Source organism: Candidatus Cryosericum odellii, from assembly GCF_003570935.1.
Taxonomy (GTDB): domain Bacteria; phylum Caldisericota; class Caldisericia; order Cryosericales; family Cryosericaceae; genus Cryosericum; species Cryosericum odellii.
The window spans coordinates 16,157-29,746 of record NZ_QXIU01000208.1; the positions used below are offsets into that span (position 1 = coordinate 16,157).

Here is a 13,590-nt window from a genome sequence, read left to right on the forward strand (position 1 = left end):
CTTGGACTAAGGATCACTCTGAACGGTTACTTTCCTTCCAATTCCCGCAGATGCTTGCGGGCATATTCGATGTGTTCCGTATCCTCTGCCGGGGCAAGCGTCATGAATTGCTGAAAGGAGTGCACTGCCTCCCGCCACCGACTGAGTCTATCCTCTGCCAGCGCTTTGTTGCTCCAGGTAACTGCATCGCGCGGGTCAAGTCTCAGCGCTTCGTCATAACAGACGATGGCCTCTTCGTGGCGACCCAGACTATCGAGACTGGCACCTTTGTTGCTCCAGGTAATTGCATTGCGCGGGTCAAGTTTCAGGGCTTCTTCATAACAGCTGATGGCCTCTTCGTAACGACCCAGACTACCGAGGCTCAAGCCTTTGTTGTTCCAAGCATTGACATTGCGCGGGTCAAGCTCCAGAGCCTTGTCATAGCAGTGGAGGGCGTCTTCGTCGTGCCCAAGGAAATGAAGGCTGTTGCCTTTGTTGGTCCAGGCGCTTGCATAGCGCGGGTCAAGTTTCAGGGCTTCTTCATAACAGCTGATGGCCTCTTCGTAACGACCCAGACTACCGAGGCTCAAGCCTTTGTTGTTCCAAGCATTGACATAGCGCGGGTCAAACTCCAAGGCTTTGTCATAGCAGTGGAGGGCGCCTTCGTCGTGCCCAAGGAAATGAAGGCTGTTGCCTTTGTTGGTCCAGGCATTGCCATCGTGCGGGTCAAGTGCCAGGGCTTTGTCACAACAGCGGATAGCCTCTTCGTAACGGCCCAGACTACCGAGGCTCAAGCCTTTGTTGTTCCAGGCATTGACGTTGTGCGGGTCAAACTCCAAGGCTTTGTCATAGCAGTGGAGGGCGTCTTCGTCGTGCCCAAGGAAATGAAGGCTGTTGCCTTTGTTGGTCCAGGCATTGCCATAGTGCGGGTCAAGTGCCAGGGCTTTGTCGTAACAGTGGAGGGCTTCTTCGAAATGGCCAAGACTGTTGAGGCTGACACCTTTGTTGGTCCATTCCCAAGTCTCAAGTTCTTTCAACTGCGGAGGAATGACCACTTCCCCGGTCTGATGCAACAACAGCGGTTCCAAGTTGGTCCGTACCTCTTTGAAGGTCTGGTATCTCTTCTCCGGTGACTTCTCCAGGCAGCGCTGAATGATGGGGAACAAGGGCGAATCCAGCCGCGGAACGGGGGATTCGCGGTGGAGTTGCCGCATCGCCTGCCAGAAGTCCGCACCAAGGGGGGCGAGGAACGGTACTTGCCCACCTGCCGCCATCTGGTACAGCATGATCCCAAAGCTGTAGATGTCACTGCGCTCGTCGCAGAGTGCAGCATTGTCGAACTGCTCCGGGGCCATGTGGGTAGGTGTGCCAAACCCTGTTCCGAGCATCGTCTGTCCGGATAGGCCAGCAGCACCCAAGCCTAAGTCGCGCATGGCCGGGGATTCGGTGAGAACACCAGCAAGACCGAAGTCGGTGATCTTGGCAGTCTTATCCTGGGTAATCATGATATTGGCAGGCTTGAGGTCACGGTGGGCCCGCACGCCTTTCGAGTAGGCGTATTCCATGCCATGGCAGATCTGGATCCCCCAGCACATGCTCTGTGCCAGGTCAGGCAGCTGCCGCTGCAGGTAGCCATCCAGCAAGTTCAAACCCCCCTCATTGGGAGCGATGTATTCCATGCCGATATAAAGCCTGCCTGATATCTCCTCAACGAAATAGGCGTGTACCAGGTAGGGGTGGCGCCCCAATTCTACCCAGACACCCGCTTCCTTCTGGAAGCGCTCTCTGACTTCCTGGTCTGCAAGATATTCATCCTTGAAGGTCTTCAGGGCATAGACTTTGCTCGTTTCGTGCGAGTAGACCAGGTACACGATGCCGAAGCCGCCCTGTCCGAGGATTCCGTAGACCTCATACTTCTGGCCGATGAAATCCCCCTTTTTGTAGGGTGCTCCCGGTTGCAGGTTCTGCTTCGAGGCTGGGTCGGAATTGTCGGTCAAGTCACTCATGTTTGGTCTCTCCTCTTTCCAAACTTTGCTATGATACAAATCACTAGGGGGATTACCCTTACTTATGCATGTATCATCTGATACCAATGATACAGTATTCTTGTACAAGTTACTTGCCCCCCAATTCGCACAGGCGCTTGGGGGCGTGTTCGATTTGCTTCGCGTACTGTCGTGCAGGAGTGTGCTTCCTCCCTCCACTGGCCGAGTTTATCCCCTGCTAAGGCTTTGTAGAATCACGCAGGTGCATAAAGGGATAAGCCCTCAGGGCTTGATCGACGAGACAGCGGGTGGCCTCATCGAAACGGCCCAGCCTGTATCGAGACAGCGGGTGGCCTCATCGAAACGGCCGAGGTTGTTGAGACTGTTGCCCTTGTTGAGCCAGGCATAGACATTGCGTGGGTCAAGCTCCAGGGCTTTGTCAAAGAAGTAGAGAGCCTCTTCGTTGCGGCCAAGGCTGTGGAGGCTCGCGCCTTTGTTGTACCAGGCATCTGCATTTCGTGGGTCAATCTCCAGGGCTTTGTCAGAACAGCGGATGGCCTCATCGTAACGGCCGAGGTTGTTGAGACTGGTACCTTTGTTGGTCCAGACAGCTGCATTGCGCTGATCAAGCTCCAGGATTTTGTCAAAGCAGAGGACAGCCTCTTCGTAACGGCCCAGGCTGTTGAAGCTGTTGCCTTCGTTGTACCAGGCAGCTGTATCGCGTGGGTCAATCTCCAGGGCTTTATCATAACAGTCGATGGCCTCTTCGTAACGGCCCAGGCCACCGAGACCATTGCCCTTGTTGAACCAGGTAGCTGCATCGCGCGGGTCGAGTGCCAGAGCTTTGTCGTAACAGCTGATGGCATCTTCGTGGCGGTCCAGCTTGATGAGACTGTTGCCCTTGTTGGTCCAGGCATTGCCATAGTGTGGGTCAAGCTCCAGGGCTTTGTCATAACAGTCGATGGCCTCTTCGTAACGGCCCAGGTTGCCGAGACTGGCGCCCTTATTGGCCCAGGTACCTGCATGGCGCGGGTCAAGCTCCAGGGCTTTGTCATAACAGCGGAGGCCCTCTTCGTAACGGCCCAAGCTGCGGAGACTGAGGCCTTTGTTGTTCCAAACATCTGCATCGCCCGGATCAAGTGTCAGAGCTTTGTCATAACAGCTGATGGCATCTTCGTGGCGGTCCAGACTGCGGAGACTGAAGCCCTTGCAGGTCCAGGCATAGACGCTGCTTGGGTCAAGCGCCAATGTCTGATCATAGCAGTGAATGGCCTCTTCGTAACGGCCCAGGTCGTTGTTGAGACTGCTACCTTTGCTGGTCCAAGTATCTGCATCACGCGGGTCAAGTTCTAGGGCTTTGTCATAACAGCGGATTTCATCCTCGAAACGCTCTAAGCTGTGGAGACTTCTACCTTTGCTGGTCCAGGCGTAGATGTTGCTAGGGTCAAGCTCCAGGGCTTTGTCATAACAGGAGATGGCCTCTTCGTAACGGCCCAAGCGATCCAGGATGCTGCCTTTGTCGTTCCAGATACCTACATCGCGTGGGTCAAGATCGAGGACTCTGTCATAGCAGTGGATGGCTTCTTCGTATCGGCCCAGACTGTCAAGAATGAAACCTTTGCTTGTCCAGGGAATTGCATCGGACGGGGCAAACTTCAGGGCATTGTCATAGCAGTGGATGGCTTCTTCGTGACGATCCAAATTCTGGAGAATGTTACCTTTTTCGAACCAAGCAAATGCATAGCGTGGGTCAAGCTCCAGGGCCTTGTCATAACAGCAGATGGCCTCTTCGGGTCGGCCCAAGTTCTCGAGACTAACGCCTTTCTCGACCCATTCCAAGGTATCCAGTTCCTTCAACTGCGGAGGAGTGATTACTTCCCCAATCTGATGCTGTAGCAGTGGCTCCAAATCGCTCCGCATCTCTTTGAAGGTCTGGTATCTCTTCTCCGGCGACTTCTCCAGACAGCGCTGGATGATGGGGAAAAGGGGCGAATCCAGCCGCGGAACGGGGGATTCGCGGTGGAGCTGCCGCATCGCCTGCCAGTCCGCGCCCGTAGAGACAGGGAACGGTAGCTGCCCGCCCGCCGCCATCTGGTACAGCATGATCCCAAAGCTGTAGATGTCGCTGCGCTCATTACACAGCGCAGCGTTGTCAAACTGCTCTGGGGCCATGTAGGCAGGGGTGCCAAAGCCTGTTCCGAGCATCGTCTGTCCAGATGAGCCAGATCTCTCAGGCTGAGCACCCAGATTGGCATCGCGCATTGACGGTACCTCGCTGATCACGCCCACGAGACCAAAGTCGGTGATCTTGGCGGTCTTATCTTGAGTAATCATGACATTGGCCGGCTTGAGATCACGGTGGGCGCGCACGCCTTTGGAGTAGGCGTACTCCATGCCATAGCAGATCTGGACTCCCCAACGCAGGCTCTGCGCCAAGTCAGGCAGACGCCGCCCATTCAGGTAACCTTCCAGCGAGTTCAGCCCCTCCTCATTGGGAGCGATGTATTCCATTGCAATGTAAAGCCTGCCCGATATCTCATCAACCGAATAGGCGTTTACTAGGTAGGGGTGGCTTCCCAGTTCCACCCAGACGCTCGCCTCCTTGTGGAAGCGCTTTCTGACTTCCTGGTTTGCGAGATATTCATCCTTGAAGGTCTTCAGCGCATAGACCTCACCAGCTTCGCGCCAATGAACCAAATACACGACTCCAAAGCCGCCCTGTCCGAGGATTCCGTAGACCTCATACTTCTGGCCGATGAAGTCTCCCTTCTTGTAGGGTGCTAAGGGTTGCAGGTTCTGCTTCGAGACTGGGTCGAAATTGCCAGAAGAATCGCTCATGTTTGGTCTCTCCTTCTACTACACTTTGCCATGGTACGGGTTACCAAGGGAATACTTGATAGTCATATCTGTCCGACATTTCTGACGGACTTACGGAAGCAGGCGTGCCACGCATACGGTGACGTTGTCGTGGCCCTTGGGACCCTTCGCCAGTTTGACGAGCCGGTCGACCACAGCCTTCAGCAGACTGTGTTGGAGGCCTTCTGCGATCTCGGCGTCGGTCACCGCCGTCACTAGGCCGTCGCTGCACAGCAACACTGTGTCCCCTGGAACCAGCGGGACGTCAAACAGGTCCACCTCAACGTTGGGATCCGTGCCGACGACCCGCGTGATGATGTTCCTGTTGGAGGCCACCTCGGCTTGTTCTTGTGTTATCAGCCCCTGCTGCACCATCTCCTGGACTTCGGAATGGTCCACGGTGATCTGGCGGGCTGCCCCAGCCGGCGAGGGGACGATGTAGCCACGGCTGTCACCAATGTTGGCGAACACGGCCCGGTCCGGGAACACCACGGCAGCCACCAGCGTCGTGCACATGTGCCGGTAGGAGAGCACCTCGTCTGTTGCCACGACCGCAGCGTTGGCCTTGGCGAAGGCATCCTTCAGCCGCTGCGCTATCGGGATGTCCGCCGGCGCCTCATAGTACGTCTTCAGAAGGGTTTGCACGGCGATCCTGCTGGCTTCGTCACCGCGCGGAGCTCCACCCACCCCGTCCGCCACAGCGAGCAGGATGCCATACCGTTCGAGCACGTCCGCATCGGTCGGGACGTGCAGGCCGACAGCGTCCTCGTTCCTGCCCTTTGCCGACCTGCCGATGTCCGTGCGTGAGGCTGTCTCAAATCTCATTCATGTCCCCTGTGCGCAATGCTCACTCAGGGTGTTGCCTCCCGTGTCTTCATATGATGATCCTGCTCCAAGGTCATCCAGACACCTTTCCACCAATGCACTGAACGTCATGACCCCTCCCTGAACCTTGCTGGTGTTTCTATGTAAAACATTGTAGTCCTAAATGCAACAAGATGGACTCCCGCCTCCGCCGAAAGCACCCCTCGCATTAGAAAGAAATGCTCGGGGGGGAGTGACGGAGTGGTGGCCTGTACAGGAATCCCGGCTTGAGGCACATGCATGGACTCCCGCCTGCGCGGAGAAGCACCCCTCGCCTTGAAGAACACCTCGCATCTTGGACAAAAGGATGCGAGGGACAAAAGGGCTCGCGGGAGTGACGGATTAGGCTGTACGACCGAGTGATTTCGGGTACAATGAACGGTGCCGCTTGCGAGGCGGTGAAACGGGGGACTCATGACGGAAAACGAAGAACTTGTACGGACAACAATACGGTCGGGCGACGCGACCCTCTGCGCAGTCGCAGATGGAGCACTCCTCTACCAACTGACCGGCAGAGGCATCGGTGCGCTCCTCACAGCGGTGGAAGAAGAACACGCGGTCAGCCACGGTTCTCTGGATTGGGGAGACAAGCTGGTGGGACGGGCAGCAGCGCTCCTGTTCACGCTGGTGCGTCCCCGATCGGTCTTCGCCCTGACGATGAGCACCGGCGCACAAGACGTCCTGCGCGCAGCCGATATTCCATTCGCGTGCGACGCACTCATCGTCGATGTGCTCAACAGGACCGGCACAGGACCGTGTCCGATGGAGGCAGCGGTATCAGGGATCGTTGATCCGCTGGCCGCACTGGAGAAACTCAAGCAAGCGAGTCAGTCACTATCAGATGCTGGGCGCAATCATGCACCCGAGAAAGGGGAGTCGATGAACAACCTGGTGGATCGTTTCCTGCACTACACGTCATTCGACACGCAGTCGGACGAGAATTCTGTCACGTTTCCCAGCACCGAGAAACAACTCGTCCTTGCCCATGAGCTGGACGCAGAGCTGCAAGCACTTGGTCTGAAAGACTCTTCTGTGGATCCAAATGGCTATGTCACCGCGACTCTCCCGGCCAACTGTAAGAATCCGGACACGGTTCCAGTCATCGCATTCCTCGCGCACATGGACACCTCTCCGGACGCATCGGGCATGGGGGTGAAGCCACGCATCGTCACGGCTTACGACGGTAAGGACATTGTTCTGAATGCAGAGAAGAACATGGTTCTGAGCCCCACCGATTTCCCGGATATGCTGCTGCACAAGGGCAAGGACTTCATTGTGGCAGATGGCACGACTCTTCTGGGAGCCGACGACAAGGCAGGCATTGCAGAGATCATGACTGCCGTCGAGTACCTGCTGGCGCATCCCGAGGTGAAGCATGGAACCATCAAGATTGCATTCACGCCGGATGAGGAAGTCGGTCAAGGTGTCGATCGGTTCGACGTAGCGAAGTTCGGGGCCAAGTATGCTTACACCCTCGACGGCGATGAACTGGGTGGTCTCGAATACGAGAATTTCAATGCCGCATCGGCGGAATTCGAGATCATTGGGAAAAGCATCCACCCTGGTGCTGCAAAAGGCATCATGAAGAATGCGGCTCTCATAGCGGCAGAGCTGACGACGTTGTTCCCCTCCGACGAAACGCCTCGCTCAACTGAGAAGTACGAAGGCTTCTTCCACTTGACCAGTATTAATGGCGCGTGCGAGAAAGCCGAAGCCAAGTATATCATCCGCGATCACGACAAGCGCCATTTCGAGCAGCGCAAGAGCATGGCGCATGCCATCTGCGACTTCTTGAACGCCAAGTATGGAGAGAACACCGCCACGGTTCATGTGCGCGATTCCTACTACAACATGCGCGAGATTATCGAGCAGAACATGATCCTCATCGACGTCGCCCGCGGTGTCATGGAGAAACTAGGCATTGCACCCCTCGTGAAGCCTGTTCGCGGTGGAACTGACGGTTCACGCCTGAGCTATATGGGGCTTCCCTGCCCCAACCTGTTCACCGGCGGCCGCAACTACCACGGCCCCTTCGAGTACATCGTCATCCAATCCATGGAGAAAGCTGTACAGGTCATCGTTGGCATTGCGGAAGCGTTTGCGAGTCGATCAGCGACTACGCTGTGACCTGACAGGAAATACTCCAGTAAAAAAAGAGGGGAGCGCCTGATTGGCGCTCCCCTCTTTTGCTTTCCACTTCCCGAAGCTTGATCAGATGCTCTTGCCGCGCAACGCCGCCAGAACTTTGTCCGGCGTGTAGGGTGTGCGGTGGAGGCGTATCCCCGTCGCATCAAAGATTGCATTGCCGATTGCAGGAATGGGACCGTTGATGCAAATCTCGGCCACCGATTTGGCACCCCATGGCCCAGTCGGCTCATAGGTGTCGACAAGAATGACCTCGGTCGGCGGCATGTCGCGGCGAGACAGAATCTTGTAGTCGAACAGCGAGGAATTGGTCATGTTGCCGTGGGATCCAAAATGGTACTCCTCGGTCAACGCAAATCCTATGCCATTTGCTATCGCGCCCATGATCTGCCCGCGCACCAGGTCGGGGTTGATAGATACACCGCAGTCGACGGCTGCCACATACTTGAGAACTTCGACCTTTCCCGTGAGCTCGTCCACTTCGATCTCCGCAAAGTGTGCCGCAAAGGGCGGCGGAGAGTATGGGGACACGAACGACTGTGTCGTTGCAATCTGATGCTGATTGACCTCGTAGTAGGCACGATAGGCAATATCAGACACAGAAACCTTCTTCCCGCTCCGTACCGACACAACGTTTCCATCCTCCATACGATAGAAGGACAGGATGGGGTCCGGCTGATCATTGTCCCATTCAACCTTGGGCTCTGCAATGACAAGTTGCTGATCCAGCTCCTCGCCCAGCATCTCGGCTGCAACTGAAAAAATCTGATTGCGCACTGTCTTGGCCGCTTTGACGACGGCGCCACCCGAGACAAACGTGGTCGAGGAGGCATATGCCCCGACATCGAACGGCGTCAGGTCCGTGTCGCTGGAGAGGACACTGATCTTCTCCATAGTGACCCCCAGGACTTCAGCCGCCATCTGCGACAGAATGGTGTCGGAACCCGTGCCGATGTCCGTGGCCCCCATGGTCATGAAGTAGCTTCCGTCTTCGTTGAGTTTGATGGAGGCAGAAGCCATATCAATAAGTGGGATACCGGAGCCCTGCATATGCATCGACATTCCAACGCCACGGACCTTGTGACCGTTGCGCACGCGCTTACCGCGTTTCTCTGTCCAGCCGATTGCCTCGGCTCCCAGGTCGATAAGAGTCGGCAATGAGCTGCTCTTGATCGTCTGGGCGACTCCCTGACGGCCTTCGCCGAGAGCCTCGAAGATCGGAGAACCTTCCCCGACTCTGATCATGTTCTTCTTCCGCAATTCGATGGGATCCATGCCCAGCTTGGCGGCCAGATCGTCGATTGTACACTCGAGGGCAGCGTATCCCTGGGTCGCTCCGTAACCACGGTACGCTCCGGGGACAGGAAGGTTTGTATAGACTGCATCACCAAAGAACCGGACGTCAGTCGCCTTGTTGTAGAGCGGCAGTGTCTTGCTGCCGGTGTTCGACATGACCGTGAGACTGTGACTGCCATAAGCCCCTGTGTTGCTGAGAACATACATCTTGAGAGCTCTGAAGTGGCCCTGTGTGTCACAGCCGATGCTCATGTCAATCTTCATCGGGTGACGCGTCCTGGCAGAGACGAATTCCTCTTTGCGGGTCAGCTCGATCTCACACGGGAGCCCCGTTTTGATGGTTCCATAGGCCACAAGGTCGTCAATGAGTATCTCCTGCTTGGTGCCAAAACCACCGCCGATTCGAGGCTTGATGACACGTAGCTTACTCATGGGAAGGTCAAGAACCCTGGAGACAATGCGGCGTACATGCCAGGGAACCTGCGTGCTTGACACGATGACGATCTTTCCCATGTCATCCGTATAGGCGAATGCCGTATGCGTCTCCATCGGAGTGTGCTGAGCATAGTGCGTCTGGAACGTCTCAGAGATGGTCACCTCGGATTCCGCCAACGCTTTGTCGACGTTCCCAACGTTGATGTCCAAATGCGCTGCAACGTTATGCGCCGAATCATAGGCACCCTTTGGATCCTCGGGATGCACGATCGGAGCTCCCCGCTTCATGGCATCGTCGGCGTCAAGAACAGCAGGCTCTTCCTTGAAGTTCACCTTGATAAGTTTGAGTGCCCGTTCTGCAATATCTATGGAATCCGCAAAAACAGCAGCCACACGGTCGCCGACGAAACGCACACGCTCCGTGAACATCTGGTTGTCGTACGGCGAAGGCTCTGGCCAACCCTGTCCAGCCGTCGTGTAGAACGTACGCGGCGTGTTCTTCCACGTCAGTACGAGGCGAACACCAGGCAGTGCCTCTGCAGCAGTGGTATCGATCGAGGTAATAACGCCATTCGCGATCGGACTCGTCAGGATCTTTCCATGCAGACGGTTCGGAAAATCACGTGCCGCAATATCATCGGTGTACATCGGGGCTCCACTGGCCAAAGCGTAGCCGTCAACCTTGTCGACGGACTTGCCGACCACATGCGTCGCCGGATACGACCCCTCGGTGAGGTGACGGAAACCCTTTCTCTCAATGCTCATCTCGTTTCCCCTTTCCGGAGCTGCGCGGCGGCATCGAGGACTGCCTCGACCTGCTGTTCGTACCCTGTGCAGCGACAGTAATTGCTGTCCATCGCCAGCCGGATTTCTTCTTCGGTGGGGTCAGGATTTTCGTCCAGCAACGCCTTGGCAGACGTGATAGCGCCGGGCACACAGTATCCACACTGGACAGCACCGTTCTTTACAAACGCTTCCTGAAGGACGTGTGGGTGGGCCTGATCCCCTATGCCACGCACGGTCGTCACGGCGTGTCCGTCGGCTTTGGCGGCCAGTATCAAGCATGAAGCGACAGGTCGCCCGTCCAGCAAGACGGTGCACGCGCCGCAGTCTCCCGAGTGACAGCTGCCCTTCACCTCGAGGTAGCCCTCGCGCCGCAGGACATCGAGCAGGACCTCGCCCAGCTGAATATCAAAGGAACGTTCAACAGTATTCACATTTATCGAAATAGTCATTGTGCCACTCCCGTCATGTGCTCATCCAGGTTTACGATAGCCGCTCGCACCAGCTCACGCCGAAACTCGCCCGTCGCACGAAGGTCAGTTCCGACCTCGACAAGGTCAGGAGCCATCTCCGCCAGTCTCGCGAACGTCTCATGCGACAACGACTTTCCGACAAGTTCTTCAGAGAGTCGAGGGTAGAGAGCGGCATGACCCGGGCGCCCGGCGAAAACCAGATTGGCCGCCGTCATGACCTTGCCGTCACAGTTCACAAGCGCTGAGAAGTGCAGCGTCGAAATGTCCTGCTGGGTACGTGTGAACCGCCATAGGAATCCCCTCGATCCGGCATTCCCTGCCGGCAGCAGAACACCCTTGATGATCGCCCCCGGCTGCTTTGCTTCGATGTAGTCAGAGAGAGGCATGATGTGCTCGGCACCGTCAAACAGTCGCACCTGTGCGCCCAGGGCAACGAGATGGGGAACAACGTCGTTCCACGGCTGATTGCGCCCAATGACTCCACCGACGGTGATCATGTCCCGCAGGTTGTTATGAGCGATATGGCCAGCCCACCAGGCGAGCGAACCACCAGCGTACTGCCTGATGTCCGCGCTGCGACTGATCGTCGTGAGTGTGGTCTGAGAACCGATTTCGATCCCTTCCGCGGCTACTGCAATGTAGTCGAGACCACAGCGCGACAGGTCGATCAGGGTTGTGATCTCCGGGTTGCGGCGAAGAACCAGCTCCACGCCACCGCCAACATACGCGGCAACAGGACCCAGTTGCTTCGCTCTCACGAAAGCATCCTCCAAAGATGTTGCATGATAGTACTGAGTGATTTTGCCCATGAGGGCCTCCTTGCAGACAATGCTGATTTTCATATATATCATACCCTCGTGGCTCGGCAAATGCAACATCCAAGCAGGCTGAGAGTCCAGTTTGGTCTCTGGCATCCAGCGACAACCGACCTATACTGGACTCAGTCTTGGGAGGTGGCAAGCGATGATGACAACCATCTGGAGATACGACCGCAGTGGCACTGCGATCAGGTGCGAGGACGAGGTCACGGAAGAACGCGCATTAACCATCTATGTGAATGGCGTGCTGGCAGTGCGTCTCGCGAGTTCGGGCGAATTGGTCGATGCAGCCGCGGTCGGCCACGCTGTGTCTGAAGGCTGGGCCCGACCCACTCAGATCCTTGCTGTCAACGTGGAAGAACGCTCGGCGTTTCTTACCATTTCCCCCGATGCTCCAGGACCGGATACACCAACATCAATCGACATCGATTGCATTTCGGGAGACGCACTAACTGAAGATATTGCTGTCTCACCTGGATTCACTGTATCGGCCTCCCGCCTTCAGGATCTGGCCGAGGAGATGCAACGCAGTGCTCTCCACTGGAAGACCACCGGAGGCGTCCATGCAGCCCTTATCGCACAGGGAGAGCATGTCTTCAGCTGTGAAGACATCAGTCGTCACACGGCACTCGACATGGTTATCGGCCACGCTCTGATGCACGTCTGGAATGTCAGAGAGGCAGTCCTGATGGGAACGGGACGTATTCCAGCCCAGGCAGTTGCCCAGGCAGCCCGTGTCGGGATACCAGTACTGGCCTCGAGGAGCGCGACGACTGCTCAGGCAATTGCTCTTGCGGAAAGAGCTGGAATTACAGTTGTCGCCTTTGTGCGAGCCGGACGTATGAATGTCTACTCACACCCGGAACGAGTAGTGCCCTAGAAGCTCTGCTCAAGAGACATCTATTATCCAGAGAGACCTCGGGCATAGAGCTTCCCCGACGCCACGTACATGATGTCGTGGGCCGACAGAAGGACAATGCCCGTCGTACGTGCCAGATCGGCGACATCCTGAGGCACATCCTTGCCTCTTACCACGAGAATGGCTGGCAGGTCAAGCATCTGTGCCGTTCGAATAATCTGAGGAGTAGTCAACCCGGTGATGAGCAGTGTATCGGGACGGCTCATCGCCAGTACGTCACTCATGAGGTCTGATGCAAACGCGTGGTGTACCTCGATATCCGCCAGTTGTTCGCCCACGACACACGTTGCGCCGGTAATCTCAAGAACTTCAGTCAGTTTCACGTCGACTACTCCTCTCCAGACGTTACCCTTCTACACTTCTTCCTGACAGACCTCTGGTACATGTGATTCCGCAAGTGCCTGGTCGAATACTTCGGGAAAGTTGCGCAGTGCTGACTCGAATGCAAGCGGGGCAGCCTGTCCCAGTCCGCAGAACGACGTGTCGTTCAGCGTGGTGAGCAGTTTGCCGAGGCGTTGCAGGGAAGCGGGGTCCGCCGTNNTGACTCCGGAACCAATGGAAACACTGTTGGTCTTCATTGAGGCGAAATCGAGAGGGACATCCAGGAACTTGTCAGTAAGCACAGTCCCGGCGCTTCCACCAGTCTGGATGAAGCCGATGTGCCTGCCTCCCTTGACGCCGCCGCCAAAGTCGTAGATGAGTTCCCGTAACGTGATGCCCAGAGGCGCCTCGACNNGAATACTTCGGGAAAGTTGCGCAACGCTGACTCGAACGCGAGCGGGGCAGCCTGTCCCAGCCCGCAGAACGACGTGTCGTTCAGCGTGGTGAGCAGTTTGCCGAGGCGCTGCAGGGAAGCGGGGTCCGCCGTCCGGTTGACGAGCGAATCCATGATCGTCTTGACCTGCAGTGTCCCTTCCCGGCAAGGTGTGCATTTGCCACACGACTCATGCCAGAAGAAGTGTGCCACCTCCGCAAGGAACGGAAGGAGCGGCACATCCTCAGACGCCACCAGAATGACTCCGGAACCAATGGAAACA

Annotated in this window: 12 protein-coding genes and 1 pseudogene; 4 read left to right on the top strand and 9 right to left on the bottom strand. The window is 56.6% G+C overall.

Annotated features, from left to right (window positions below; genetic code table 11):
• Positions 1-26: 26 nt before the first annotated feature.
• Both SMC5_RS08405 and SMC5_RS08410 read right to left on the bottom strand, forming a co-directional pair.
• Complete coding sequence (locus SMC5_RS08405) at positions 27-1,985, bottom strand: tetratricopeptide repeat protein (RefSeq protein ID WP_119120352.1); 1,959 nt, start codon at positions 1,983-1,985, stop codon at positions 27-29.
• Positions 1,986-2,246: 261 nt separating this feature from the next.
• The gene (locus SMC5_RS08410; RefSeq protein WP_119120353.1) at positions 2,247-4,802 is read right to left on the bottom strand and encodes a serine/threonine-protein kinase; all 2,556 of its coding nucleotides are present in this window, start codon (positions 4,800-4,802) and stop codon (positions 2,247-2,249) included.
• On the opposite strand from SMC5_RS08410, the gene SMC5_RS11760 reads away from it, so the two are divergent.
• Complete coding sequence (locus tag SMC5_RS11760) at positions 4,801-4,887, top strand: hypothetical protein (protein ID WP_407079767.1); 87 nt, start codon at positions 4,801-4,803, stop codon at positions 4,885-4,887. The two genes, SMC5_RS08410 and SMC5_RS11760, sit on opposite strands and share 2 nt — an antisense overlap.
• A 5-nt stretch (positions 4,888-4,892) precedes the next feature.
• Here the strand turns inward: SMC5_RS11760 and SMC5_RS08415 are convergent, their stop codons facing one another.
• Positions 4,893-5,645, bottom strand: coding sequence for a PP2C family protein-serine/threonine phosphatase (locus SMC5_RS08415; RefSeq protein WP_119120354.1), 753 nt, complete (start codon positions 5,643-5,645; stop codon positions 4,893-4,895).
• Positions 5,646-6,098: 453 nt separating this feature from the next.
• Between SMC5_RS08415 and SMC5_RS11765 the strand changes: the two are divergent.
• Both SMC5_RS11765 and pepT read left to right on the top strand, forming a co-directional pair.
• Positions 6,099-6,494 (top strand): annotated as a pseudogene (locus tag SMC5_RS11765) (DUF1893 domain-containing protein); the annotation flags it as partial.
• A gap of 69 nt (positions 6,495-6,563) precedes the next feature.
• Positions 6,564-7,811 carry a peptidase T gene (pepT, locus tag SMC5_RS08420; RefSeq protein ID WP_407079768.1) on the top strand — a complete coding sequence of 416 codons (1,248 nt, stop codon included), beginning with the start codon at positions 6,564-6,566 and terminating at the stop codon, positions 7,809-7,811.
• 84 nt (positions 7,812-7,895) lie between these two features.
• Here the strand turns inward: pepT and SMC5_RS08425 are convergent, their stop codons facing one another.
• Genes SMC5_RS08425 through SMC5_RS08435 form a run of 3 tightly spaced genes read right to left on the bottom strand, consistent with a single transcriptional unit; the run spans position 7,896 to position 11,625 of the window.
• Positions 7,896-10,325 (bottom strand): xanthine dehydrogenase family protein molybdopterin-binding subunit, encoded by a 2,430-nt coding sequence (locus tag SMC5_RS08425; protein ID WP_119120356.1) that lies wholly within the window; start codon positions 10,323-10,325, stop codon positions 7,896-7,898.
• The gene (locus SMC5_RS08430; protein ID WP_119120357.1) at positions 10,322-10,795 is read right to left on the bottom strand and encodes a (2Fe-2S)-binding protein; all 474 of its coding nucleotides are present in this window, start codon (positions 10,793-10,795) and stop codon (positions 10,322-10,324) included. Before SMC5_RS08430 ends, SMC5_RS08425 begins: the two co-directional genes overlap by 4 nt.
• Complete coding sequence (locus tag SMC5_RS08435; protein ID WP_165849043.1) at positions 10,792-11,625, bottom strand: FAD binding domain-containing protein; 834 nt, start codon at positions 11,623-11,625, stop codon at positions 10,792-10,794. Before SMC5_RS08435 ends, SMC5_RS08430 begins: the two co-directional genes overlap by 4 nt.
• 154 nt (positions 11,626-11,779) lie before the next feature.
• On the opposite strand from SMC5_RS08435, the gene fdhD reads away from it, so the two are divergent.
• Positions 11,780-12,514 (top strand): formate dehydrogenase accessory sulfurtransferase FdhD, encoded by a 735-nt coding sequence (gene fdhD, locus SMC5_RS08440; RefSeq protein WP_119120359.1) that lies wholly within the window; start codon positions 11,780-11,782, stop codon positions 12,512-12,514.
• A gap of 23 nt (positions 12,515-12,537) precedes the next feature.
• Here the strand turns inward: fdhD and SMC5_RS08445 are convergent, their stop codons facing one another.
• The 3 genes from SMC5_RS08445 to SMC5_RS11140 form a co-directional block, all read right to left on the bottom strand.
• Positions 12,538-12,876, bottom strand: coding sequence for a hypothetical protein (locus SMC5_RS08445; protein WP_119120360.1), 339 nt, complete (start codon positions 12,874-12,876; stop codon positions 12,538-12,540).
• 30 nt (positions 12,877-12,906) lie between these two features.
• Positions 12,907-13,131, bottom strand: a complete 225-nt coding sequence (locus SMC5_RS10490) for an NADH-ubiquinone oxidoreductase-F iron-sulfur binding region domain-containing protein (protein WP_165849044.1) — start codon at positions 13,129-13,131, stop codon at positions 12,907-12,909.
• Positions 13,128-13,562 (bottom strand): NADH-ubiquinone oxidoreductase-F iron-sulfur binding region domain-containing protein, encoded by a 435-nt coding sequence (locus SMC5_RS11140; protein ID WP_455423459.1) that lies wholly within the window; start codon positions 13,560-13,562, stop codon positions 13,128-13,130. The genes SMC5_RS10490 and SMC5_RS11140 overlap by 4 nt, the downstream gene beginning before the upstream one ends.
• Positions 13,563-13,590 lie beyond the last annotated feature (28 nt).